The 25,188-nt window shown below is 42.2% G+C and carries 20 protein-coding genes; 8 read left to right on the forward strand and 12 right to left on the reverse strand.

Annotated elements, in window-relative coordinates; all coding sequences use genetic code 11:
* Positions 1-67: 67 nt before the first annotated feature.
* Positions 68-997, reverse strand: coding sequence for a cobalamin-binding protein (locus tag AC1MCB_RS11750; protein ID WP_479964912.1), 930 nt, complete (start codon positions 995-997; stop codon positions 68-70).
* Between the two features lie 160 nt (positions 998-1,157).
* Here AC1MCB_RS11750 and AC1MCB_RS11755 point away from each other — a divergent pair, with 160 nt between their 5' ends.
* Positions 1,158-2,753, forward strand: coding sequence for an ABC transporter substrate-binding protein (locus AC1MCB_RS11755; RefSeq protein ID WP_479964913.1), 1,596 nt, complete (start codon positions 1,158-1,160; stop codon positions 2,751-2,753).
* Between the two features lie 393 nt (positions 2,754-3,146).
* Here the strand turns inward: AC1MCB_RS11755 and AC1MCB_RS11760 are convergent, their stop codons facing one another.
* Together AC1MCB_RS11760 and AC1MCB_RS11765 are read right to left on the reverse strand one after the other, a co-directional pair.
* Positions 3,147-5,606, reverse strand: coding sequence for a TonB-dependent receptor (locus AC1MCB_RS11760; protein WP_479964914.1), 2,460 nt, complete (start codon positions 5,604-5,606; stop codon positions 3,147-3,149).
* A 245-nt stretch (positions 5,607-5,851) separates the two neighbouring features.
* Positions 5,852-9,256: a leucine--tRNA ligase gene (locus AC1MCB_RS11765; protein WP_479964915.1), complete on the reverse strand. Its 3,405-nt coding sequence runs from the start codon at positions 9,254-9,256 to the stop codon at positions 5,852-5,854.
* A 190-nt stretch (positions 9,257-9,446) separates the two neighbouring features.
* Between AC1MCB_RS11765 and AC1MCB_RS11770 the strand changes: the two genes are divergently transcribed.
* Genes AC1MCB_RS11770 through AC1MCB_RS11800 form a run of 7 tightly spaced genes read left to right on the forward strand, consistent with a single transcriptional unit; the run spans position 9,447 to position 15,005 of the window.
* Entirely contained in the window at positions 9,447-10,325 is an 879-nt protein-coding gene (locus AC1MCB_RS11770) for a cell division protein FtsX (protein WP_479964916.1), read from the forward strand.
* Positions 10,325-10,561 carry a DUF3098 domain-containing protein gene (locus AC1MCB_RS11775; RefSeq protein ID WP_479964917.1) on the forward strand — a complete coding sequence of 79 codons (237 nt, stop codon included), beginning with the start codon at positions 10,325-10,327 and terminating at the stop codon, positions 10,559-10,561. The genes AC1MCB_RS11770 and AC1MCB_RS11775 overlap by 1 nt, the downstream gene beginning before the upstream one ends.
* Positions 10,561-11,355 carry an undecaprenyl-diphosphate phosphatase gene (locus tag AC1MCB_RS11780; protein WP_479964918.1) on the forward strand — a complete coding sequence of 265 codons (795 nt, stop codon included), beginning with the start codon at positions 10,561-10,563 and terminating at the stop codon, positions 11,353-11,355. Before AC1MCB_RS11775 ends, AC1MCB_RS11780 begins: the two co-directional genes overlap by 1 nt.
* Entirely contained in the window at positions 11,355-12,104 is a 750-nt protein-coding gene (gene truB, locus AC1MCB_RS11785; RefSeq protein WP_479964919.1) for a tRNA pseudouridine(55) synthase TruB, read from the forward strand. Before AC1MCB_RS11780 ends, truB begins: the two co-directional genes overlap by 1 nt.
* A 43-nt stretch (positions 12,105-12,147) precedes the next feature.
* Complete coding sequence (locus AC1MCB_RS11790) at positions 12,148-13,137, forward strand: bifunctional riboflavin kinase/FAD synthetase (RefSeq protein WP_479964920.1); 990 nt, start codon at positions 12,148-12,150, stop codon at positions 13,135-13,137.
* A gap of 44 nt (positions 13,138-13,181) precedes the next feature.
* Positions 13,182-13,934 carry a YoaK family protein gene (locus tag AC1MCB_RS11795; RefSeq protein ID WP_479964921.1) on the forward strand — a complete coding sequence of 251 codons (753 nt, stop codon included), beginning with the start codon at positions 13,182-13,184 and terminating at the stop codon, positions 13,932-13,934.
* Positions 13,935-13,958: 24 nt separating this feature from the next.
* Complete coding sequence (locus AC1MCB_RS11800) at positions 13,959-15,005, forward strand: DUF2157 domain-containing protein (protein ID WP_479964922.1); 1,047 nt, start codon at positions 13,959-13,961, stop codon at positions 15,003-15,005.
* Positions 15,006-15,271: 266 nt separating this feature from the next.
* Here AC1MCB_RS11800 and AC1MCB_RS11805 read toward each other — a convergent pair whose 3' ends face one another.
* The 9 genes from AC1MCB_RS11805 to AC1MCB_RS11845 all read right to left on the reverse strand — a co-directional run bounded on the left by AC1MCB_RS11805 (position 15,272) and on the right by AC1MCB_RS11845 (position 25,098).
* Positions 15,272-15,811, reverse strand: a complete 540-nt coding sequence (locus AC1MCB_RS11805; protein ID WP_479964923.1) for a YceI family protein — start codon at positions 15,809-15,811, stop codon at positions 15,272-15,274.
* A 100-nt stretch (positions 15,812-15,911) separates the two neighbouring features.
* On the reverse strand, positions 15,912-16,337 hold the full coding sequence (locus AC1MCB_RS11810; protein ID WP_479964924.1) for an OsmC family protein: 426 nt from the start codon (positions 16,335-16,337) through the stop codon (positions 15,912-15,914).
* Positions 16,338-16,415: 78 nt separating this feature from the next.
* On the reverse strand, positions 16,416-17,666 hold the full coding sequence (locus AC1MCB_RS11815) for a sulfate adenylyltransferase subunit 1 (protein ID WP_479964925.1): 1,251 nt from the start codon (positions 17,664-17,666) through the stop codon (positions 16,416-16,418).
* Position 17,667: 1 nt separating this feature from the next.
* The gene (gene cysD, locus AC1MCB_RS11820; RefSeq protein ID WP_479964926.1) at positions 17,668-18,615 is read right to left on the reverse strand and encodes a sulfate adenylyltransferase subunit CysD; all 948 of its coding nucleotides are present in this window, start codon (positions 18,613-18,615) and stop codon (positions 17,668-17,670) included.
* 57 nt (positions 18,616-18,672) lie between these two features.
* Entirely contained in the window at positions 18,673-19,413 is a 741-nt protein-coding gene (locus AC1MCB_RS11825) for a phosphoadenylyl-sulfate reductase (RefSeq protein WP_479964927.1), read from the reverse strand.
* A gap of 2 nt (positions 19,414-19,415) precedes the next feature.
* The gene (locus AC1MCB_RS11830; protein ID WP_479964928.1) at positions 19,416-20,591 is read right to left on the reverse strand and encodes a trans-sulfuration enzyme family protein; all 1,176 of its coding nucleotides are present in this window, start codon (positions 20,589-20,591) and stop codon (positions 19,416-19,418) included.
* A 130-nt stretch (positions 20,592-20,721) separates the two neighbouring features.
* A complete protein-coding gene (locus AC1MCB_RS11835; protein WP_479964929.1) occupies positions 20,722-22,230 on the reverse strand; it encodes a TSUP family transporter in 1,509 nt (502 codons plus the stop codon).
* Positions 22,214-22,999, reverse strand: coding sequence for a uroporphyrinogen-III C-methyltransferase (gene cobA / locus AC1MCB_RS11840; RefSeq protein ID WP_479964930.1), 786 nt, complete (start codon positions 22,997-22,999; stop codon positions 22,214-22,216). The genes AC1MCB_RS11835 and cobA overlap by 17 nt, the downstream gene beginning before the upstream one ends.
* Positions 22,996-25,098 carry a HEPN domain-containing protein gene (locus AC1MCB_RS11845; protein WP_479964931.1) on the reverse strand — a complete coding sequence of 701 codons (2,103 nt, stop codon included), beginning with the start codon at positions 25,096-25,098 and terminating at the stop codon, positions 22,996-22,998. Before AC1MCB_RS11845 ends, cobA begins: the two co-directional genes overlap by 4 nt.
* Positions 25,099-25,188 lie beyond the last annotated feature (90 nt).

The raw sequence follows: 25,188 nt of genomic DNA on the forward strand, positions 1-25,188 counted from the left end.
AACCTGGAAGCATTCTGCCCTTCTAATTCCTAATTCTTATTTACTAATTCTTAATTCCTAACAATTCTTAATTCACATTAAATTTAATCCACCCAGTCCCCTCATACCCAAACACAAATTGCTTAGGGTGAATGATCTCCGCCAGAATTTCAATACTATCCACAATTCGTGGTCCCGAACGATTAAAGTACTGGTTCCCATCGGCAATGTAAACTCGGTTTGTTTTAACAGCGCTGAGCTCCTCCCATCCGGGAAGTTCCAATAACAAGTTCACTTCTTTAAGCGATTGGGCTATTGAGAATCCGCAAGGCATGATAATCAGGATATCCGGATTTACGTCTTTAATAGCTTCAAAGTCAATAAACGGAGAATGTTTACCTTCTTCAACCAAAACAGATCTCCCGCCGGCAATATCCACGAGCCCGGGGGTCCAGTTTCCTGCCAGCATAATTGGCGAAAGCCACTCGATATTGGCAACCGTTGGCTTTTGTTCAATAAATTTAAGCTTATGCCTGATGATATTAGTTCGTTCCTCTAAACTTTCAATTAATTCCTCTGCCCGAATGTCCACTTCCAGATTTGTGGCAATCAAGCTAATATTATCAAGTATATCGCCAAGGGTTTGAGGCTCCAGCGAAATCAATTTCACATCCTTATCCAGCATACCGGCTAACTCTGATTCAACATCCGCTAATGAAACCGCACATACACTGCACTGCGACTGGGTAATGATCACATCCGGTTTTAACGCACAAATTAATTCTGTATCAATATTATAAATCGATAATGCCTGAGACAACAGGCTCTTAACTGCTATGTCTATCTCATTGCTGCCTAATCCCGGGTCGATCTTTGAAGATGTACATACCGGCAGACTTTTTATACTTTCTGGATAGTCACATTCGTGTGAAATACCTATCAAATTTTCTTCTAAGCCTAGAGCACAGACTATCTCGGTAGCGGCCGGCAACAATGAGATTATTTTTTTATCATTCATTAATCGCTTAATTTGTGCAAATGTACAAATGATTCTAAAAGCACTGATGTATAATCACAACCGGCTATTTCAATATATCACCCAAATAAATCGAGTAAACTTTTCCAACAGCTTTAAGAGTCGAAGATTATCTAAAATCAAAATTATTTTAATCTCACTGGTGTCTGTCTTCATCATGGGATGTGGCCAGCAGGCGTCCGACGACAGTAAAAAGGTATTTAATATAAATCTTGATGCCGGCCTAACCTCGCTCGATCCGGCTTTTGCCAGAAATCAGAATGCCCTGTGGATGGTTAACCAACTTTTCAATGGTCTGGTACAAGTTGACGACAGCCTGAGAACCGCACCAGCAATAGCACAGAGCTGGGAAATATCTGACGATGGTAAAACCTATACTTTCCATCTAAGACCGGATGTTTATTTTCATGATGACCCGCTTTTTCCGAAAGGCAAAGGCCGTAAGGTGGTAGCCGCTGATTTTGTTTACAGCTATAGCCGCATTATCGATCCAAAAGTTGCTTCTTCAGGAGCATGGATCTTCAACGATAAAGTAGAAGGAAAGCAGTCTTTCAATGCTGTAAATGACAGCACGCTGCAGATCACTCTAAAAAACCCGTTCACTCCTTTTTTGAGTATGCTTACTGCACAGTATTGTTCCGTTATTCCGCATGAAGTGGCTGAACACTATGGCAAAGATTTCAGAAATCACCCCATAGGTACAGGACCTTTTAAATTCAAGTACTGGAAGGAAGGCGAAATACTAGTCATGCTAAAAAATGAAAACTATTGGGAGCGAGAAGGTAACATAAAACTCCCCTATCTCGATGCCATCCGTTCAACTTTCATTTCTGATAAGCAAACTGCCTTCATGGAGTTCATAAAGAAGAATCTGGATTTTTTTAACAGTATCGATGGTAGCTATCGGGATGACATCCTAACCAAATCTGGTAAGATGACTAAAAAGTACGAAGGAAAGTTCCAGCTGAAAACCGGCCCCTACCTGAATACCGAATACCTTGGAATATTGGTGAATACCACCATGGCCATCGTAAAAACTTCTCCACTGAGAAATAAGAAGATCCGTCAGGCGATCAACTATTCCATTGACCGTCGAAAAATGGTTAAATACCTTCGAAACAGCATTGGTACCCCGGGCCATGCGGGCTTTATCCCGAAAGGGATGCCAGGCTTTGACATGGAGAAAGTAAAAGGTTATGAGTACAATCCCGAGAAGGCGAAGAAGCTTTTAGCCGAAGCTGGATATCCGAACGGAAGAGGCCTACCCGAAATTAAACTCCAAACTTCCACCACCTATAAAGACCTTATCGAATTTGTTCAGGGAGAACTGAACGCACTCGGAATAAAATGCCTGGTAGAAGTAAATCAGACAAGCAGTCTGCGGGAGCTGATTGCTAAAAACAGCGTTAACTTCTTCCGGGGTTCGTGGATTGCTGATTATCCTGATGGCGAAAATTACCTCTCTGTTTTTTACTCCAAAAACTACGTACCCATCGGCCCAAACTACACCAGCTTCAAGAATAAAAAATTTGATGCACTCTTTGAACGCTCATTCTACGAGACAGACGATGAAAAGCGATATGCACTATACCGCGAAATGGACAACCTGGTAATGGAGGAATCGCCCGTAGTGGTATTGTTTTATGATCAGCTGATTAACCTTTACCAGAATAACATTACCGGTATGAGCAACAATGCTCAAAATCTGCTAATCCTTAAAAACGTAAAGAAGCTTTAGGTTGATACTGGCCTCGATTCACTCGGGAGCCAAGAGAGCGCATCTACAAAGGGGCTGGATTTTAAGCCCAATATCTTATCAGTAACCACTCTTTATCGGGAATAACATGCTTTACAAAATTTCTTAATTAGAAGAATAACAAAGGGGCAAGAACTGCCATAGATCGTTCGTGGATTACCATGTGCTTACTATGTGCTTACTATGTGCTTACTATGTCATCCTTCGATCAAAACATAGTAAGCACCCTGTTATCACATAGTGAACATATACTTAGTGCCTAAGATGTTATATCGAGGAGTGGTGAATCTATAATCTAAAGTATTTAAACTGACAAAAAAAAAGACTGCCCTTTCGAGGCAGCCTTAAAACATTAATGTTTTGAGCTAAATCTTACTAGTTACCAGCGCCGCCTTGCTCACCTTGTTTAAGGTCGTCGTTGCTTAAACGCTTTTTACGAGGCTGCTGGTTGAAATTCATCTTACCGAACTGCCAGCTAAAATTCACTCCTACCGAACGGAAAGGGATAGAGAAGTTAGATGACTGGGTAAAATCTGCACCAGCGATATTGGATTTAAAGTTTTTGTTCTCGTTCAAAGGATCTATAATATTTAATCCGATACTTCCTTTTTTCTTAAGCACTTCTTTCTTGAAACCGATATTCCACATGTTGAAACCTGCGTTTGTTCCCTGAGAGGTACGACGGGCCGAGTTAACAATCAGGAACGTTTCTGCAATAAAACCTCCTTTGAAGTTCATGCTACCGCTAATGAAGGCATTGTAAAGAATGTGTGTTTCGTCATTGTTCAATGAACTTAGAAGTGGTTGAGTATTGATGTTATAGGTGTTCACATTTAAGTTACCACGGAGTGTTAATTTCTGAATTGGATTTACTGATCCAAATAAGTTCATTCCGAAGGAGTTGTTAGTACCAACGTTGTTGAAGGTTTGAACGTTTACTTCACTTCCCGTAGTTAAATCGACTCCCGGTGTAATAAAACTCTCTATTACGTTTTTAGTGTTTCTGTAATACAGGGATGCGTTAATGACCGTGGTTTTCACGAAAGTTGAATAGCCTAACTCAAAGTTGTTTGAGATCTCGGGAGACAAATATGGATTTCCCTGGCTCTGATTAATGGGGTCGCTTCCATTACGGAATGGATTAAGATAGAACAAACTCGGGCGCTGAATACGTTTGCTGTAACTCAGCTTAACTGTTTTGAAATTTTTAAACGTACGTGAGATAGTCAGACTAGGCACAAAGTTGTAATAGTCATTGCTGAAAGGAACTACATTTCCGGAAGTTGAATTACCCGAAATTTTAGTGTATTCTAAACGACCTCCAACTTTAACACCATAGTTTTTTGCCAATGTGAATCCTAAAGTTGAGTATCCGGCTAATACATCCTGGTTGTAATCGAAGATATTTGATCGTTCGTTATTTCTTACAAAATTGCTTCCGGATAAGGTGTCGATCAGTGTATTGCTGGTGATATCTCTTACAATTCCCTTAGCACCCATCTCAAAAGTTACCTTTTTGAACGGCTGAATATAGTCAGTTTGAAAAGTTACCTCCTGGTTATTCGCATCATTATTACCTACTTCATCTGGATTTAAGCCCCCATCGTACAATGTTGTGTAGTCCTGCAGATTTTTTCCTTTAGTTAGTTGGGCTGCAAAAGATAATTCGTGACCAGCTTTTTTAAACTTTCTAACGTAATCTGTAGTCCAGTCAAAGCCTGGGATAGTTATTTCGCGATCCGTAATGCTGGTGCTATTTGCAGCCAGTCCATTGAGGTAGCGTGCAGAAAAAATATCTCCTCCGAAAGTGTTTCCAAAACGATTAAAGCCAAGGTTAGTGGTTATAGCGTTAAAAGCGTTAAAATCATAATCAGCTCCTACAGCTCCACGGAAGCCCAGACGCTTCATTTCGCTATTGCTGCTTTGAGTGAACATAGGTGCTCCCTGCAAATTAACCTGGTTGAATTCGCTAACCGTTTTTTGTGGCCATGAACCATGTCCACCGATATTACCGGTAAGTCCTAAACGACCAGTCTTGATGTTTATATTCGCATTACCATTATTCTGACGGGTACCGACACCTCCGCTTAAAGATCCACTAACACCTGAGACGTCTTTCTTTTTTGTGATGATATTAATTATGCCTGAGGTCCCTTCAGCGTCATATTTAGCGGATGGACTGGTGATTACCTCGACGTTTTTAATTTGATCAGCGGGGATCATTTTCAATGCATCTGCCATATTATTGGCCATAGCTCCGGATGGCTTACCGTTGATTAACACTTTAACGTTCTGGCTTCCGCGCAGCGAAACATTTCCATCAATATCTACAGATAGCAAAGGAACTTTACGCAATACATCGGTTGCGTTTCCGCCACCAATAGTTACATCACGCTCGGCGTTATAAACAATTTTGTCTATTTTATTTTCAATTACGGCCGCAGCGCCGGTTACTTGAACTTCATTCAGCATCTTCTGATTCGGAGAAAGTATAATCTGTCCGAGGTTCAGATCCGGGCGCTCAGGTGTTGTTTTCACCGGATCAATGATCTTGGTTTGGTAACCAAGAAATGCGATGGTTAAACGATAAGTTCCGGGGGTAATATTTTCAATTTTGAAGCTGCCCTTGTCATCAGTTAGCGACCCATTGGTTGTTTTAACAGCTCCACTGCGACCGAGTGCAACGGTGGCATAATCAACCGGCTTCCGGCTCAGGGAATCAATGATCACCCCGCTAATCTTGCCGACAATCGACGATCCGGCCCCCGCAGGCCCCTGGGCGGCGGCCAAACCAATATATGATGTTAATGTAATAAGTAAAAGTAATCGTTTCATAAAGTTTTAATTTGATAATTAGTCGTAAAGGTATATTGATTGTTACAGCCCTCTGGTCAGTAAACCGCAGCCAGCCAGTAACAACGCAGTTACAAAGATTTTAAGCTAGGCGGGTGAGACAGTTGTTGCGGTTTTTGGGGGATGTAAAGGAAATGATTTCAGAATCATTTGAGTTATTTCTAATGGCAAGCCCTGTCTGCACACCGTTTTTGGCGGGTGCAGGCAGGGGAAACGCCATCTGCAGGTTAGATGACTATATTTACAATCTTTCCTTTTACAAAAATGATTTTCTTGGGATCCTTACCATCAAGGTATTGACGGACATGATCATTGCTTAATACAAGTTTTTCAACTTCAGATTGATCAAGGCTTAAAGAAATATTGAGATTCATTCTCATCTTACCATTTACCGAGATTGGATATGCGAATTCGTTTTCAACCAGGTATTCCGGATTGAATTCTGGGTAACTAGCGAAAGATAAAGTGCCCTTTTCATTTCCAAGCAAAGTCCATAACTCTTCTGTGATGTGCGGTGCATATGGGTGAAGTACTATAACTAACTGTTGTAAAATTTCACGCTTATTACATTTCAAATCGGTAAGTTCATTCACACAGATCATAAAGCTGGAGACTGACGTATTAAATGAAAATCGGTCAACGTCTTCCTCAACCTTACGGATAATCTTATGCAAAGCTTTGTATTCGGCTTTGGTGGGCTCCTCGTCACTTACATGAAAAGCAAACTGGTCATCATGAAATAGCTTCCAGAACTTGCGTAAAAATTTAAAGACGCCTTCAATACCGTTTGTGTTCCATGGTTTGCTTTGTTCAAGCGGACCTAAAAACATTTCGTACAGGCGCAAGGTATCGGCTCCATACTTTTCAATAATGTCATCAGGGCTCACCACATTGAACTTCGATTTCGACATCTTTTCGACTTCCACGCCGCAGATGTACTTGGCCTCACCCCGATCCTCTCCAAGGGAGAGGGAGTTAGCATCCGCCGGAATTCCGGTAGAACTGGAACCGTCTTCGAAAATGAATTCAGCGTTGGCAAACTCGGGGCGGAAGGACTTAAATTTTTGAATATCAAGAATCTCGTGGGTAACGATATTTACATCTACGTGTAGCGCTGAGGTTTGATACTGATCCTTCAACCCATGCGAAACGAAAGTGTTCGTTCCTCTCCCTTCGTCATCAATTAACCGGTATACAAAGTTTGAACGACCCTGTATCATTCCCTGGTTGATCAGTTTTTTGAACGGTTCTTCTTCAAACACATATCCGAGGTCTTTCAAAAATTTATTCCAGAAACGGCTATAAAGTAAGTGACCGGTAGCATGTTCTGAACCGCCGATATACAGATCAACATCTTTCCAATATTTAATGGCTGATTCAGGAGCAAAGACTTCTTCTTGTCTTTCTTCGGGCGATGCCATATATCTGTACCAGTACCAACTTGAACCAGCCCAGCCGGGCATGGTTGAAAGCTCATAATCAAAGGTCTTACCCAGGCCCTCTTCATTGGATGGTGAATAACGCCAGTTCTCTGCTCTTCCTAATGGCGGTTCACCGCTTTCGGTTGGCAAATACTTATCTACTTCCGGTAAGATTAAAGGAAGTTCACTTTCTTCAATTAAATGAGGCAAACCGTCTTTGAAATAAACGGGAACTGGTTCACCCCAGTAACGTTGACGCCCAAAAATGGCATTACGTAACCGGAAGTTAACCTTAGCTCTTCCGGCTCCAATTTCCTCTAGCTTGTCAATCAACACTTTGTGTGCTTCCGCATAAGTGAGGCCATTAATTAAATCAGAGTTGATGTACCGGCCTTCTTTAGTCGGGTCAGCCTGCTGATCGAGGTTCTGCTGAGCATCAGAAATAGCGGGAATAGGCAGGTTATATTTGGTTGCAAAAAGCCAGTCACGTTGATCACCGGAGGGAACGGCCATTACTGCACCGGTACCATACCCCGCTAACACATAATCGGCAATCCAAATTGGAATTTCCTGTTGGGTAAGCGGATGTATAGCATAGCTTCCTGTGAAGACACCCGATACCGATTTAGTATCAGCCATCCGGTCAAGCTCGGATCTTTTCTTTGTCTTCTCTTTGTAGTCTTCTACATCTTGTTTATGATCAGGAGTAGTCAGATCTTCCACCAACTCGTGTTCGGGAGCAAGTACCAGAAAGGATGCTCCGTAGATGGTATCGACACGGGTCGTGAAAACCTCTATGGCCTCACCCCGGCCCTCTCCAAAGGAGAGGGAGCTAGCATCCGGTATATTGTCGAGCTTGCTCTTTATTTGTTGGGCAGCCTCTCCCCGGGCCTCTCCGGAGGAGAGGGAGTTAGCATCGGCTAGATTGTCGAGTTTGTTTTTTATTTGTTGCGCAACTCCTGCAGGGTTCACTATTACCTCGTCATTGGAAAAGCGGATAACTTCAAAGCCTAACTGATTTAAAGCATCAGTTCTGAGCTGATCGCTCTCAACACTGCCTGCATGGTAGCCACCATCCACTTCGATTATTAGCCCTTTACGTAAACAAACAAAATCAGCTATATAAGCGCCAATTGCATGTTGTCTTCGAATTTTATGACCTGTTTGATTATTCCTCAATACACTCCATAAAGCCATTTCCGCAATAGTCTGATCGTGGCGATTAGCTCTTGAATTAGTCTTAAGTATCTCCCATATACCCGGATCGGCAGTTTCATAAGCCTTCGGTCCAGCTCCCTCTCCTTTGGAGAGGGCCGGGGTGAGGCTGGCTGTGGATAAGCTGAATTTAACCATCGCACCTACACTTTTGCCTATCCAGTTACGCTGCATCTCTTTAAGCGGCTCCGGCCAGTCAATAGTGTCTAAGCCTTGCAACAGACGTTCGGCATATGCAATAATGCGCATGCTCCATTGCATCATCTTCTTTTGCTCAACAGGATAACCTCCGCGTTCAGAAAAACCGTCTTTAACTTCATCATTAGCCAGTACAGTCCCCAAGGCAGGGCACCAGTTTACGGTGCTTTCACGGAGATAGGTAAGGCGGTACTTCAACAAGATCTCTTGCTTCTCATTGTCAGATTTCAATTTCCAGTCAGTTGCAGAAAATGAAGAAACATCTTCATCAGCTACCGCTTTTACTCCATGATTTCCCCTTGATTCAAAAATTTCGACAAGTGTATCAATAGGTTCTGCTTTATCTGCTTCAAGGTTATACCACGAATTAAACAGCTGCATGAAAATCCATTGGGTCCATTTATAATAATTTGGATCACTTGTCCGGACTTCGCGACTCCAGTCAAACGAAAAGCCAATGTGGTCAAGTTGCTGGCGATACCGGTTTATATTTGCCTCTGTAGTAATGGCGGGATGTTGTCCTGTTTGTATGGCGTATTGTTCAGCAGGCAGACCAAATGAATCATAACCCATTGGATGCAGTACGTTAAAGCCTTTTAAACGCTTGTAACGAGCAAAAATATCAGAAGCAATATATCCCAGCGGATGTCCGACATGCAGTCCTGCTCCCGAAGGATATGGAAACATATCCAACACATAGTATTTAGGTTTCTCCGAATTATTATCTACTCTGTAAGTTTGATTTTCGGCCCAGAACTGCTGCCATCTGTTCTCAATATCCCTGAATTGATAATCCATTACGCTTTTTAAATAAGTTGCGAAAATACTAAAATCAAAACATTTTCTGCACCGGCATGGCCACGCCCCGATATCCTATCGATTCAAATCCCTCTTTAACATAATTTAACAGCCTTTTTGGTGCACTTAGCCCTTAATTATTTACGTTTATAGATTGAAATCTTTATTTTCGCAATCTTAAAAAGGTAGTATGGAAGAATTTGAAGACAGTTCATCAGCAAAAAAGACAAAAACTATTTACATTTCTACGGTGATAAGTATTGCTCTGGTTTTACTGATGACTGGTTTGCTTGGATTGATCCTGGTACATGCAAAGAACCTTTCAAATTATGTGAAAGAGAATATCGTTCTGAACATCATTGTTAATGATGGCGCCAAAGAAGTAGATATTCTGGCCCTTAAAAAACAACTTGATGGAAATCCCTATGTCCTGAAAACACAGTATGTGAGCAAGGAACTTGCAGCCCGTAACTTAACCAAAGAGATGGGTGAAGATTTCGTGGAATTCCTTGGTTATAACCCGCTGCTATCATCGATTGACGTATACCTGAAAGCCGATTATGCGAATAACGACAGCATTACCGCGTTTTCTAATCTGCTTAGTAAAAACGTGCTCATTAAAGAGGTAATCTACCAAAAATCCCTGATTGATATGGTCAATCAAAACATTCGCGGGATCGGGCTGGTCATTCTCGCCTTTGCATTTATACTACTTGTTATCGCAATAGCGTTGATTAATAATACCATCAGGCTAGCAATTTACTCGCAGCGCTTCTTAATAAAAAGTATGCAGCTTGTTGGCGCTACTAAAAACTTTATTCGTAAGCCATTTATGACTTACGGCATTTTACATGGGTTCCTTGCAGGACTGATAGCAATAATTTTATTGCTTGGTATCTTATATCTGGCACAAAAGCAAGTTCCAGAAATCCTTTTACTGCGCAACTGGGTTGAGTTCGGATTTGTGTTCGCTGGGGTAATCGGCATTGGAATATTGATCTCGGGCCTAAGCACTTACTTTGCGGTAAGCAAGTTTCTTCGTTTAAAAATTTACGATCTATATAGATAATGGCACAAAAACACATTGAAAAAACAGATAATTCTACTGAGAACTTTGTTTTCGGAAAAGTCAATTATCGCTTAATGCTAATCAGCATCGCAATCGTTATTCTGGGCTTTATTCTGATGATTGGCGAAACGAATATCTATGATTTTCGTAAGATTATTCTAGCTCCTATGGTTGTGTTAGCCGGTTTCGCATTCGGTTTTTTTGCAATTCTCAAAAAACACCGTTCTAACTCTTAATGAATTTCTTTCAAGCAATTATTCTGGCCATCATCGAGGGCCTGACAGAATTCTTACCTGTTTCATCAACCGGACATATGATCATAGGCTCATCAATGATGGGCATTCAGTCAAACGAGTTTGTTAAATTATTTACCGTGGCTATCCAGTTCGGAGCCATCTTATCGGTAGTAGTTTTATATTTTAAAAATTTCTTCAAGTCCCTTGACTTCTATTTTAAGCTATTTGTAGCCTTTCTTCCTGCGGCATTCTTTGGTCTTTTGTTGAGCGATATGATTAACCAGTTGCTTGAAAGTCCGATGGCGGTTGCCATTTCGCTGGTTGTTGGCGGCGTTATACTGATCGTTGTAGATGACTGGTTTAAAAATCCAGGTATTAACGATTCGGATGAGATTTCTTATAAGACCGCCTTATACATCGGTTTTTTTCAATGTATCTCGATGATTCCAGGTGTGTCACGGTCTGCGGCAAGCATTATAGGCGGTATGTCGCAAAAGCTAACCCGTAAAGCGGCCGCGGAGTTCTCCTTCTTTCTGGCCGTTCCGACCATGTTCGGAGCGACGGTTAAAAAGATCTATGATTTTTACAAAGATGGTTACACCATCACTTCAGAAGAAATTCAGCTTTTGGCGGTTGGAAATATAGTGGCATTTATTGTTGCCATGCTGGCCATAAAATACTTTATTACTTACTTACAAAAACATGGATTCAGGGTTTTTGGCTGGTATCGCATAATAGTTGGCTTAATAATCCTGGTTCTATTGATATCGGGATATGATTTGAAGGTTATCTGATGGAAGAAGATTTAGTCGTAAAGTTCCCACAGTTCAATTTCGCAGAAGGTGAACTTTTGCTTATTAATAAGCCTTACAAATGGACCAGCTTTGACGTGGTGGGAAAGATCCGAAATTCTTTTAAGCCTTTAAAGCTGAAAGTAGGTCATGCAGGTACATTGGATCCGCTAGCCACCGGTTTGCTTATACTCTGCACCGGAAAGCTCACTAAGAAGATTGACGAGTTCCAGGCGCAGGAAAAAGAATATACCGGCACCCTCTTTCTGGGAGCTACCACTCCGTCATATGATCTGGAAACTGAAATTGACCATACCTTCGATATTGATCAAATTACCGATGACCAGATCCGCGAAAACTGTAAGCAGTTTATCGGAGAAATAAGCCAGGTACCACCTGCGCACTCAGCGGTAAAAGAAGGCGGTGAACGTCTTTATATGAGAGCTCGCCGGGGTGAAGCCTTTGAAGCGAAAACCCGTCAGGTAACTATTTCAGAGTTTGAGATTACAAGAATTGAACTACCGGAAATCGATTTCCGTGTGGTATGCAGCAAAGGTACTTATATCAGGTCGTTGGTTTATGACTTCGGGAAAGCGTTGAATAACGGCGCCTACCTCGCAAAACTTAGACGCACCCGCAGCGGCAGTTTTCATGTAGATAATGCTTACGGTGTAATGGAGCTGGTTAATCATATACGAAGTACCAAAGAGGGTGTTACTCCAGAGAGTGACGATTTAACAGCCGGCAATTAATTCTTCTTCTCATGAGAAAGCCTAATTTAGCGCTCAGGCAAGCATGAAGATCTATAACCATATCGACGAATTTACCCGGTTAAATAATGCGGTAGTTACTATCGGTACGTTTGACGGGGTGCATGTTGGCCATCAAAGAATTATTAATCGTTTGTTAGAGATCACCAGGCAAACGGGAGGTGAAAGCGTAATCCTAACCTTCTTTCCTCATCCCCGGATGATTCTTCATCCCGAGGATGTAAACCTGAAGCTCATCACAACTATGAATGAGAAAGCCGGACTTCTCGAAGCGGCTGGCATCGATCATCTGATCATCACTCCTTTCACCCGGGATTTTTCTAATCTTTCGCCTGAAGAATATATAAAAGGCTTTCTTGTGAACCGAATTGGCACCCGCCGGCTTGTAATTGGTTACGACCACCGTTTTGGAAAAGACCGGTCGGGAGGCTTGGAGCACCTTCAGCAATACTCGGCCGATTATGGCTTTGAGGTAGAGGAAATTCCAGAGCAGGATATTCATGACGTGGCGGTAAGTTCCACGAAGGTTAGGCAGGCAATTTTAAGCGGCGACATAGAAACAGCAAATGACTTTTTAGGATACCCTTTCCGGATGACAGGCAAGGTTATTAAAGGAGATCAAATTGGCCGGCAAATGGGTTTCCCGACTGCTAATCTATTTATAGAAGAAATTTATAAGCTTATTCCTTCTGATGGGATTTATGCGGTTAAAGTTGAAGTTATAAGCGTGGAAGGCGGGAAGGTTGAAGAAGATGTTCAACTTGATCCTCAAATCTCAGATCTCCAATCTCCATCTTTAAACGGTATGGCGTATATTGGTCACAGGCCAACTGTGAATGGCATGACCAGGAATATAGAGGTAAATATCTTTGACTTTAATGAAGATATATATGGCAAGATTATCCGTCTACACTTCCTGGATTTCATTCGAGCAGATCAAAAATTTAATTCTTTAGAGGAGCTGACGGAACAACTGAAAAAAGACGAGATTGCCGTTCGCCTGTTTATATCCTGACAACTCTTTTATAAACATATTATTCTGTTACCAATGGAATACAAATGTTAAGACATCGAGGTCACCGCAGAACCTACCCGCATAACCTTAGGCTGGCTGCCATGCTATGTTCAACAGCGGGATTTGTAAATGGCGCCGGGTTCCTGGCGTTTGCAGTATTAACCACCAATGTAACGGGGCATGTTGCTTTATTTGCCAAAAACATCTCTCAGGGTGATTTCCGTTCTGCACGAATTGTTGGTTTATGGATGTTGTTATTCCTGTTAGGTGCTTTTATTTGTAGCCTGCTGGTGGGTAAAATTGGAAGAAATCAGCGCTATGCGTATGTGATCCCCATCCTTACGGAAATAGCCATACTCCTATTTATCGCTATTTATGGTTATCGTTTCAACAAATCTCTTCTTCAAACTGAAGTGTTTGCCGGTAGCCTGCTATTTGCAATGGGGCTTCAGAATGCGCTGGTGACCATGATTTCGGGAGCTATTGTCAGAACGACTCACTTGACGGGTATGTTTACCGATCTGGGGATTGAGCTATCTGCATTACTATACTCGAAACGTACCGACAAGACTGCTATAAAGCAGAAAATCGTGCTTCGTACCGTGATCATTTCTTTCTTTATTGCCGGAGGGATTCTTGGCGCCTACCTGTTTACCCGGATGAGCTATAGCTCGTTCTTCATACCCGCCGCCATACTTGTAATCACAATGTTTTATGATATCTTTCGATTTCATGCAGTGAAAATGGTTCGCAGAATTAAACGAAACATGTTTGAAGGCAGTCCCGGAACGGCTTGATTAAATTTAGACTATTAAAACGCAGTGGCGAAATTAAACCTGGATAAGCAGGAAAGTGAATTTCTTGATAAAACAATAAACCAATGGGAATCAGAAGGCACTCTGGACAGTCAAACTGCCGAGAAACTTCGGACATCTTACGAGGTCAAGGGATTCGACTGGCGTCGACTGGCACAATATTCATTCTGGGTAGCGCTGGCTTGTGGGATTATTGCCATTGCCTCCTTAATTATTGATGATAACGTCATTAATTACCTTAAAAAGCTTTACGATACCCCTGATATTCTGATCAGCATTATCTCCGGTGCAATAGCAACCGTCTTCTTTTTCTTCGGTAACAAAATGAAACAGGAACATCCTGAAAGGATATTCAGTAATGAAGCGCTAATATTTTTGGGGGTGCTTTTTACCGCAAGCTGCATTGCTTTTCTGGGCAAAACGTTTGACAGAGGGACCGGTCATTTCTCTATTTTGTTCCTGATTTCTGTTCTCGTATATAGCATCATGGCTAGTAAGTTCAAATCCCGGCTTATCTGGGCATTCGCTCTTATTTCCCTGGGAAGCTGGTTTGGTACTGAAACAGGCTTTCAAACTGATTGGAGTTATTACTTTCTTGGGATGAACTATCCTTTACGGTTTGTGCTCTTTGGGGCTCTGTTAGTTGCCTTTAGCTTCGCAATGGCTAAAATGCGAAAGCTGGAGTACTTCAGGGAGCTCACCTATATCATAGGACTGATGTACCTGTTTATATCTCTATGGCTACTGTCGATCTTCGGCAATTTTGGCAGTCTGGAAGATTGGCTGAAAGTAAAGCAGCTGGAGCTATTTTACTGGGGGATCATTTCAATATTGTTTTCACTGGCGTTCACGTTTTACGGACTTCGTAATAAAGATGAAATAGCCCGTGAATTCGGGATCACTTTTCTGCTTGTCAATCTCTACACAAGGTACTTCGAATACCTTTGGGATGTAACCGACAAAACTATCTTTTTTAGCATCCTGGCAATTTCCTTCTGGTTACTTGGACGCAAAGCCGAGAAGATCTGGAATGTTGAGTTTTTAAAAAAGTAGGTGTCTTAGTCGAAGTGGGAAGAGCTTCATATTATTTAAGACTCCCTTAATCAAAACACCCGGATAGACATTAATGCCATTTGGATCAAGTGCACCCAATTATTTGACTAAAGGCTGCTTTTTTATAAAGCATATCCCTTTCTCCTGATCTTGAAATGCTAAGAGAATTGACCAACAAAAAAGCCGGATTCTATAAAGAAATCCGGCCAATTGAATTGTTTAACCCTTTAAGTACTCTAAGAAGAGTGGTCTAATATGTTTGCTACTTATGCTTGCTTTACAAGCTGCAAATTGATGCTTAACTTAATATCTTCTCCAACAACGATAGCCCCTGCTTCAGTTATTCCATCCCATGTAAGACCAAAGTCTTTACGGTTGATTTTGCCGGTTACTTCAAAACCCGCTTTTTCATTTCCGTAAAAATCAGTTGCCGATCCGCCAAACTCTACATCAAGTTTAACTGGTTTGGTAACGTCCTTAACTGTTAAATCACCAAGCAACTGGTAATCATCACCATCCTTTGTGAAGGCTGTTGACTTAAAACTGATCTTAGGGTATTCGGCTGAGTTAAAAAAGTCTGCGCCTTTCAGGTGCTCATCGCGTTGTTCCTGGTTGGTATCAATACTTGCTGCGTCCAGGGAAAAGTTGATTTCTGCGTTTTCGAAGTCTTCGCTTTCAGTTAGCAACTCACCACCGAACACTTTAAACGTGCCGGTTACGGTTGAAATAACTAAGTGCTTTACCTTAAAATGTACTTCTGAATGGGTTGGATCTACGATCCATTTGGTATTTACTGTGGTTTCCATGGTTTTCTATTTAATTGCTGACACAAAGTTATTGGATTAGATGTTTAAACATCTAATCCAATTGTCATAAATTAAAGCTAGTATTTCTGGAAGTTAGTCGTTAATCTTCCTTATTGATCGATAAAGAATACGTGATATCCACTCCGCCGGCTGCTAGCATATCATGGACAGAGCAATACTTTTTTACAGCAAGTTCAGCTGCCCGTTCTGCTTTATCGGGATCAATCTCACCTGTAAGATTGAAAGTAAGATGAATGGAAGTAAATACCTGGGGAATTTTATCGGTACGCTGACCTTCTGCAGAAACAGAAAACTCTTCAATGTTTTGTCTTTGTTTCTGAAGAATGGATACCAGGTCAAGCGAACTACATGAGGCAAGAGCCATTAGTACCATCTCCATCGGCCGTACCCCTTTTTCCTGCCCTCCCATTTTCGGAGATCCGTCTATTTGCACTTTCACTGATGTAGAATCAGCACTGGCTTCAAAGTGAACTGCGTCGTTAACGCGCTTTAAGTCTATTTTCATTGGAAATAATAAAGAATAAGGAACAAAAACAAAGATATTGAATTCCGGCTCTTTGCACCTTACTCTTGATTCCTAATCTTACTCCACAACTGCTCTGAACATCAAGGCTCCGACGGTCAGGTTGGTGCGGCTGTCAATTAATATAGCCCCGCCATTCGCTTTATTTTCCTGATAAAGGTCAAAAGCCAGGAGACCTGCGGTTTTGATTATAACACGGCCGATGTCGTTTAATTGAAAGCTATCTGCAGGGATTTTCTCAAGGGTATTGATATTTACCCTGTGTAATATTTCTTGCACCCGGCATTTGGTTACTTTGCTATTATGCTGAATCAAATAAGTTACTGTTGGATCCAGTGCACGTGTATCCATCCAGCAAAGATCTGCTTCAATTAAATTTGAAAGTTTAGGCTGATGTAGCGCATTTACTATGAGATCACCACGGCTAACATCTACATTATCACTTAGATGGATGGTGACGGACTTCCCTGTTCCTGTTTCCTGTTGTTCGCTTTCAAATGTTTCGATACGGCTAATCGATGATCTAACTCCCGATGGTAATACCACTACCTGATCATTTAATTGAAAATTTCCACTCAACACACGTCCTGCATAGCCCCGGTAATCGTGCAAGTCATCAGTTTGGGGTCTGATTACCCATTGTACAGGCATTCTGGCCTGCTCCGGATTATCATCTTCAAGAAGTGACACTGTTTCCAGATGGTCAAGAAGGCTCTTGCCTTCGTACCAGCTCATGTTAATTGATTTGTTAACTATATTATCACCCTTCAAAGCACTCACAGGAATATAGGTAACGTCATGCAGGTTTAGACTGGCAGCGAGTGCAGCGTAATCCTTTTTGATCCTTTCAAAGATCTCATCGCCATAAGCCACCATATCCATCTTATTAACACAAACTACCACATGTTTAAGATCTAGTAATGAAACTATAAACGAATGTCGAACTGTCTGCTCAACGACGCCGTTACGAGCATCCACAAGGATAATAGCCAGATTAGAATTAGATGCACCGGTAACCATGTTACGTGTGTACTGTATATGGCCGGGAGTGTCTGCAATGATGAATTTTCGTTTATCAGTCTGAAAATATTTATAAGCTACGTCAATAGTAATTCCTTGTTCGCGCTCGGCTTTTAAGCCATCAGTTAAAATGGCGAGGTCAATTGTGCCGTCGTCGTTCTTTCTGTTTGATTGCTGCAAAGCCTCCAGCTGATCGGCTAAGATTGATTCGCTGTCATAAAGCAAGCGTCCTATCAGCGTACTTTTGCCATCATCAACACTACCTGCGGTAAAAAACTTAAGTAAATCCATATTAAAAATATCCTCCCTTTTTACGGTCTTCCATAGCAGCCTCAGATACTTTATCATCCATCCGGGCGCCCCGCTCTGAAATTTTGGAAGCTCTTATTTCTTCAATTATATCATCAATCTGATCGGCATCAGATTCGATCGCGGCAGTACAAGTCATATCGCCGACTGTTCTGAACCTTACTTTTTTACTTGCCACAATATCCAGGTGATCCATATTCAGGTGGTCAGCTGCCGCCATAATTTGACCATTACGCGTTATCACATCACGCTGATGAGCAAAGTAGATTGACGGCAAAGCAATTTTCTCGCGGCGGATATAGTTCCATACGTCCAGCTCCGTCCAGTTACTGATAGGAAATACCCGCACATTTTCGCCTTTGTGGATCTTACCGTTGTAGATGTTCCATAGCTCTGGTCGCTGACGCTTAGGATCCCATTGCCCAAACTCGTCACGCACAGAGAATATCCTCTCTTTAGCCCTTGCCTTTTCTTCATCACGACGGGCACCGCCAATACAGGCATCAAAGCCATGGTGTGCTATAGTATCCAGCAGGGTTATAGTTTGTAAGGCATTCCGGCTCGCATTCTTACCTTTTTGCTCTATTACTTTTCCCTGGTCGATAGAATCTTGTACATAGCCAACAATTAACTTTTCGTTAATCCGAGTTACCATTTCATCCCGATATGAAATAGTTTCCGGGAAGTTATGACCGGTATCAATATGAACCAGGGGAAAAGGAAACTTCCCTGGCCTGAACGCTTTTTCGGCAAGCCGGACAAGCGTAATTGAATCCTTCCCGCCTGAAAACAGTAAGGCAGGTTTTTCAAACTGGCCTGCCACTTCCCGCAATATGTAAATAGCTTCTGCTTCGAGCTGATCTAAATAGTCAGTATCCTGTTTATTCATTGCAAGAGAGGTATTAGATTTGAGATATGAGACTTGAGACATTATATTTAAAATATGAGATATAAATCATTGAGATATCTCGTGAATTTTAGTTTTCTTTTACTGATTGCTGACAGCTGACGGCTGATCACTGTTAAGCTGATCACTGCTATGTAGTCCGCATTCTTTTTTATCCTGGTCTTCCCACCACCAGCGTCCGGCACGAAAGTCTTCGCCTTCCTTAACCGCCCGTGTACAAGGTGCGCATCCTATACTGGGGAAGCCTTTATCGTGCAGTGGATTATATGGTATATTATGGTGTTTAATATAAGCCTTCACTTGTTCGAGCGACCAGTCAAAAAGTGGATGGAATTTGATGATCTGATTTTGCGAATCCCATTCTATTCCATGCATATTCTCACGGTTTGGCGACTGCTCGGCCCTGATACCCGTTACCCAGATCTCATTACCTGCAAGTGCCCGTTTTAAAGGCTCAATCTTACGGATACCACAGCATTCCTTACGGTTCTCCACGGATTCATAAAAACTGCTCGGCCCTTTTTTGCTGACCATCTGTTCAACTGATTCGGTATTTGGATAGTAAGCTTGGATTTGCTTGCCATACCTTTCAATTGTCCGGTTCCACACGTAGTACGTTTCAGGGAATAGACGTCCGGTTTCCAACGTAAATACCTTTATAGGCAAGTTATTAGAAAAGATCATGTGTGTGATCACCTGGTCTTCCCAACCAAAACTGGTCGAGAAAATCACCGTATCCGGAAAACGGCTTGCCAACACGGACAAAGCTTTCTCGATGTCCAGTTCTTTTATTTCTTTGTAAATATCCTCCGCTAAGTTCATAATCACTGATTGTGTTTAGAGCTCTCTAACGCTGCTATTAAATCCTCTGTGATATCATCAACATCCTCGAGTCCCACCGAGATACGTATTGAACCCGGATAAATTCCAATCTGAGCTCGCTCCTCATCATTCAATTTGGAATGAGTAGTTGAAGCCGGGTGGGTAGCAATTGATCTTGAATCACCCAGATTTGACGTCAACGAAATCATATTTAAAGCGTCCATAAAAAGCTTAGCTCGTTCAAATCCCCCTTTAACTGTAAAGGTTACTACACCGCCGCCTTGTTTCATCTGCCGCTTAGCCAGCTCAAACTGCGGATGTGAGGGAAGAAATGGGTAACGCACCTCCTCTACTTCAGGATGTTCCTCTAATATCTCAGCTACCGTTAATGCACTACTGCAATGCCTGTCCATGCGCAAGGTTAAAGTTTCAAGGCTCTTTGAAATAGTCCAGGCATTAAATGCAGATAAAGCCGGACCTGTATGCCGGATGAAGAACATCATTTCTTTAATCAAATCAGCCCTGCCGACCACGATACCACCTAACACACGTCCCTGACCATCAAAATATTTAGTAGCTGAATGGCTTACCAGATCAGCACCATAAGGAATAGGCTTTTGAAGGTATGGTGTTGCAAAACAATTATCTACGTTCAGAATAAAATTATGCTTCTGTTTCATTTGGCCAATCCACTCCAGGTCAACCAGCTCTAATCCAGGATTAGATGGTGTCTCCAGAAAAACCATTTTAGTTTCCGGACGAAGTGCCTTTTCAAAGTCTTCCGGTTTGGTAACATCCACATAAGTCGTGGTTATTCCCCATCTGGGTAGTAATTTAGTGAACAGCTGGTGAGTAGAACCAAATACTGACCGAAAGGCTACAATATGGTCTCCGCTTTGAAGCAAACTTGCAATGGAAGCAAAAACAGCAGCCATGCCTGAAGAAAAAGCAAGGCCGGCCTCTGCCCCTTCCATTTCCACTATTTTATCGATGAACTCTGCTGTATTTGGATTAGAATATCTGGAATAAACATTTCCTTCCACTTCTTCGGCAAATAATGCACGGCCATGCTCGGCATCATCAAATACAAAGCTCGAGGTTAGATATAGAGGTACTGAATGCTCAAGATTAGATGATCGTGTTGATTGGTTTCTTATAAGTTTTGACTGTTCCTTCATTTTCTATTACTATTAAACACTAAATCGAGTTTGGCAAATCAAGTGATATTTCCTCTTCTGAGCTTTTTGTTTCTTTGATGTCGGTCACTTTAATCTGCCAATACTCAAACCCGGCGCAAAAATACCGCTTTTAAATAATATCTATTATAGTGGAGATAATACTCTTACAGCTAACAAGGATTACAATGATACCTACAGCCACCATAATTACCTTCACTGAGATCCGGCTGGATAACCTTGCGGCGATCGGAGAAGCAATAGCACTTCCAATCACAAGACCTAATAATGCATCCCAATGGATTCCATTCAGCATTGTTATGAAGGTCAAAGAACTCATTAAGGCAATAAAAAACCGTGAAAGCTTCACTGTTCCCAAAGCGTAACGAGCGTTTCGACCGCCAGCTATTAGTGTCGACAGAACTATAGAACCCCAGCCGCCACCGCCAACTGCATCTATGAATCCGCCACCAAAACCCAACGGTATAATTTTCTTTATTCTTTTTACAACCCTCTTTCCGTTTACTTTTAGCGCCTTTTTTAGAATTACAACACCCAAAATAAGCGTGTACAGCGAGATGACCGGCTTGGTAAAATGACTATAGTGCTCTAAAGAAGATAATATGTAGGCGCCTGTTACAGCTCCGATAATTCCGGGAACTACCAGCATCCAAAACATCCGCATATTTACATTCTTCATCCGGAAGTGCATCCAGCCTGCAATGCCATTACTCAGAATCTCTGAAACATGTACTGCCGTGCTTGCTGAAGCGGGCGGAATACCCATGGATAAAGCAAACGTTGTCGAAGTGACTCCGTATGACATACCAATAGCTCCATCTATCATCGCGAAGATAAATCCCGCAATCAAGAAATAGTAGAAGGTGGGATGGATGTTTTGAATATAGCTCCGGAAAGCCGGATCGTTATTCCAGTATAGCAGCACGATAACTGCAACACTCACTGCAACCAACCCGCTGATTAGCCACCGCAATTTTCTACTGGAACTCTGCTCCACCCGTGGTGCAACCAGTATAGCTGTTGCTTTATTCAACTCCTTCACTTTATGCGCAAAATCTCCGTTCAGTGTAACTCTCAATCTATTAATCTGTTGCAAGGTTTGATCAAGCTCGTCAGGCAAATTTGTTTGAAGAACTTCCTTTAATCGTTTTGCCACAGTTGGTGATTTCCCGTTTGTTGAGATCCCCAGTTTTAAGTCACCCTTTTTTACAATTGATCCTAAATAGAAATCACAAAGTTCAGGCTTATCAGCAACGTTAATCAGTAAACGGCGCTCTCTTGCAAGTTTTCTTATGGCTTCATTCAATACCGGTTGATCTGTTGCAACAACAACAAGATCTTTGCCTTCCAAATCGGCTTCTTCAAAACCCTTATTGAGGATTAAAACCTGCGGAAATCCCTTAGCATAAAGAACGACTTCCGGAGTTACCTTCTCTGCTACGACGGTTACCCTGGTCTGCGGGCTGTTGCTTAGGATAGCTGATAGCTTTTCCAGACCAACATTACCGGCCCCCACCAGCAAAACATGTAACTGATTTAATTTCAGAAACACCGGAAACAGTTCATTTCCTGATTCCACTATCTCTGCAGTTCCTTCCGCTATGTTACTCGGCAAATTCATAAAATGCACGAATCGGTTGAAATAGCGGGTGCAACCCTACAACGTCACCAAAAACAATAATAGCGGGTGAGTCTATTTGCTCGTCATGAGCCGCATCAACAATTGTGTCAACCGTACCGATCGCTACCCGTTCATTTTCCATTGATCCGTTTTGTATCACGGCAACAGGCAAACGATTCTTTCCTTCATTTTTGAAGATCTCTACGATTTCTGCTAATCTCTTTATACCCATCAAAACAATAACGGTAGCCTTTGATTTGGCAGCCGCATATAGGTCCTGCGAGATGCTTCCTGAAGCGGTTGTACCAGTAACTACCCAAAAGCTTTCACTTAAGCCACGATGCGTAACCGGAATGCCCTGCAAGCCTGGAACAGCTATCGAGCTTGAGATCCCCGGAATAACTTCCGCAGCGATACTGTAAGAAGCAGCAAAATCCAGTTCTTCAAAGCCACGACCAAATACAAATGGATCGCCGCCTTTTAGCCTAACCACATGGCCGTAATTTAATGCGTAATCAATCATTAAGCGATTAACCGCATCCTGCGAATAAGAATGATCTCCAGAGCGCTTGCCGACAAAAACACGTGTAGCATTTTGGGGTGCGAAATCTAGTAATTCTTCATTAACAAGGGCATCATATAAGACAACGTCCGCCGTTTTAAGTGCCTTAATAGCTTTCAGGGTAATTAGATCCGCATCGCCCGGACCTGCACCTACCAGTGTAATTTTCGGTTCTTTAACCGAATTCTTTATTGCTGTTTGTATCATAATGATATAAGCGTCTCCCTAACCGCTTTCACTTTTGTTATAAAATCTGTTGCTGCTTCCAGGTAAGCGGATGCAAATTCTTCTCCCGGTTCGTTTTTATTGATCTGCAAAACAAGGTCTGAAAAAGTGCTTTGATCAGCAGAAAAATTGTTATCTCTATAGATCTCTTCGAAATCACGGATGACACCGGATTGCGTGCTGCTGGCTACTCCTTTGTCGAGAAGCAAAGCCTTAGCGGCATTTACAAAAACATTGTATGTATGATAGATCGAATCAGCGTAAGCTTTGTTGGCGAACGATTCGATTGCCCATTCGAGTTTCTCTTCTGTTTCAAGTAGTAAGGTTGCCACAAGGTCAATCATCACCCCGGCACACTCACCGACTCCAATCGCAGTTTTAAACACTTCTTCATGTCCCCAATCCACATAATCAGAATCACTAAGGGTAGCTGGATCCGCTATTGGTTTCAAAAGCTGATAGAAATAATCTTTACCCCTGCGATCGTAATAATCGTTGAAAAGTTCGCCTGCAGTACTGTTGTCATGATAATCGTCCAGAACCACGCGCAGAACGATGGTCGCTCTCTTAGAAGGTACTTTAACGATCTTTTCAGCTGCACGACCAACGCCATTACCTACTGTTCCGCCTCCCAATAGTACCTGGACAGCCGGCACCACCATGCCATTTGCTTTTAACGAACTGCCATGAAACCCAATGTGTGCCAGGCCATGCTGACCGCATGAATTCATACAACCGCTGATCTTGATCTTGATATCGCTGTTGTAAACAAGATCTTCATATTCTTCATAGATCACGTTCTCAAGTACGCGCGAAAGTTCGGTGCTATTTGAAATCCCCAGGTTACACGTATCGGTACCCGGGCAGGTTGTTACGTCGGCTACACTATCAAAGCCTACTTCCGCCATTCCTACAGAAGCCAGCCCTGCATATAACGGCAGCAGGGATTCTTTACGGACAAACTTTAACAGCAGACCCTGATTTTGGGTTATGCGGATTTCATCGGCAACCAGGTCTTTAATTGCATTAACAAACCTTCTGGCCTTCTCGGTTGGAATGTCACCTGTGGTTACTTTGACAAAAACGCCGTAAAAACCTGTTTGCTTTTGCTCAAAGACGTTAGTTGCCAGCCATTTCTCATAATGCAATGGATCGGTAATTTCGGGAATCGGTGAACTGTTAGCTATTGGAATTTCAGGTAATTGGATTGAATCACGATTAATTGAAACCTTTTTTGCTTTAACAGCAGTCCGCTCTTCCTCAATCAATCGAAGTACTTCATCAAGCCCTATCTTTTGTATCAAGAACTTCAAACGCGCTTTGTTCCGGTTGGTACGTTCGCCATAGCGATCAAAAACCCGAAGAACTGTTTCGATGTATGGGATTATTTCATCTTCATGCAAGAACTCATAAACCGCATTAGCCAGGTAAGGCTGAGCGCCCAAACTACCACCTAAAAGAACTTTAAAGCCTCTGACTTCTATTCCGTTTTCTATTTTGACCTTTGGAATGAAACCAAGATCATGAATAAAAGCGAAAGCAGTATCTGCGTCACTGGATGAAAAAGCGATCTTAAACTTGCGACCCATCTCCTGACAAATTGGATTGCGCAGGAAATATTCGAAGGTAGCATGAGCATATGGAGATACATCAAAGGGCTCAGCCGGATCAATTCCCGCCGTTGGGGATGCCGTTACATTTCTCACGGTGTTGCCGCAAGCCTCACGGATAGTAACATCATCCTCCTCAAGCTTTTCCCAGAGTTCCGGCGTCCTATCCAAACTAACATAGTGGATCTGGATATCCTGCCTGGTGGTTAAATGCAGATTTCTGCTAGCATACTCATCAGAAATATCGGCAATCTTCAGCAATTGCTTAAAAGTCACTTTTCCGAAAGGAAGCTTAATACGGATCATCTGAACGCCCGGCTGTCGCTGCCCGTAAATTCCACGGGCCAGTCTCAGGCTTCTAAACTTATCATCATGAATTTTGCCTTCACGAAATAACCTGATCTTTCGTTCGAGATCAATGATATCCTTCTGGACAATAGGATTTTCTAACTCTGTTCTAAAACTCTGCATGGTCTGTTCAATAAGAAGCCTCTTCTGCTTGGGGGCTGAAGAGGCTTCGATTTATTACTTGTAATCTATCAACGTCTTCTTCAATGTATT

Source organism: Daejeonella sp. AP26, assembly GCF_056680515.1.

Excerpts from the sequence above, each read along its gene's own strand:
- AC1MCB_RS11805 (WP_479964923.1), bottom strand. The coding sequence starts at position 15,811 with ATGGAAACCACAGTAAATACCAAATGGATCGTAGATCCAACCCATTCA.
- AC1MCB_RS11765 (WP_479964915.1), bottom strand. The coding sequence starts at position 9,256 with ATGGATTATCAATTCAGGGATATTGAGAACAGATGGCAGCAGTTCTGG.
- AC1MCB_RS11835 (WP_479964929.1), bottom strand. The coding sequence starts at position 22,230 with ATGAATTTGCCGAGTAACATAGCGGAAGGAACTGCAGAGATAGTGGAA.
- cobA (WP_479964930.1), bottom strand. The coding sequence starts at position 22,999 with ATGATACAAACAGCAATAAAGAATTCGGTTAAAGAACCGAAAATTACA.
- AC1MCB_RS11775 (WP_479964917.1), top strand. The coding sequence starts at position 10,325 with ATGGCACAAAAACACATTGAAAAAACAGATAATTCTACTGAGAACTTT.
- truB (WP_479964919.1), top strand. The coding sequence starts at position 11,355 with ATGGAAGAAGATTTAGTCGTAAAGTTCCCACAGTTCAATTTCGCAGAA.
- AC1MCB_RS11845 (WP_479964931.1), bottom strand. The coding sequence starts at position 25,098 with ATGCAGAGTTTTAGAACAGAGTTAGAAAATCCTATTGTCCAGAAGGAT.
- AC1MCB_RS11790 (WP_479964920.1), top strand. The coding sequence starts at position 12,148 with ATGAAGATCTATAACCATATCGACGAATTTACCCGGTTAAATAATGCG.
- AC1MCB_RS11825 (WP_479964927.1), bottom strand. The coding sequence starts at position 19,413 with ATGAACTTAGCGGAGGATATTTACAAAGAAATAAAAGAACTGGACATC.
- AC1MCB_RS11810 (WP_479964924.1), bottom strand. The coding sequence starts at position 16,337 with ATGAAAATAGACTTAAAGCGCGTTAACGACGCAGTTCACTTTGAAGCC.
- AC1MCB_RS11770 (WP_479964916.1), top strand. The coding sequence starts at position 9,447 with ATGGAAGAATTTGAAGACAGTTCATCAGCAAAAAAGACAAAAACTATT.
- AC1MCB_RS11780 (WP_479964918.1), top strand. The coding sequence starts at position 10,561 with ATGAATTTCTTTCAAGCAATTATTCTGGCCATCATCGAGGGCCTGACA.
- AC1MCB_RS11815 (WP_479964925.1), bottom strand. The coding sequence starts at position 17,666 with ATGGATTTACTTAAGTTTTTTACCGCAGGTAGTGTTGATGATGGCAAA.
- cysD (WP_479964926.1), bottom strand. The coding sequence starts at position 18,615 with ATGTCTCAAGTCTCATATCTCAAATCTAATACCTCTCTTGCAATGAAT.
- AC1MCB_RS11795 (WP_479964921.1), top strand. The coding sequence starts at position 13,182 with ATGTTAAGACATCGAGGTCACCGCAGAACCTACCCGCATAACCTTAGG.
- AC1MCB_RS11830 (WP_479964928.1), bottom strand. The coding sequence starts at position 20,591 with ATGAAGGAACAGTCAAAACTTATAAGAAACCAATCAACACGATCATCT.
- AC1MCB_RS11760 (WP_479964914.1), bottom strand. The coding sequence starts at position 5,606 with ATGAAACGATTACTTTTACTTATTACATTAACATCATATATTGGTTTG.
- AC1MCB_RS11750 (WP_479964912.1), bottom strand. The coding sequence starts at position 997 with ATGAATGATAAAAAAATAATCTCATTGTTGCCGGCCGCTACCGAGATA.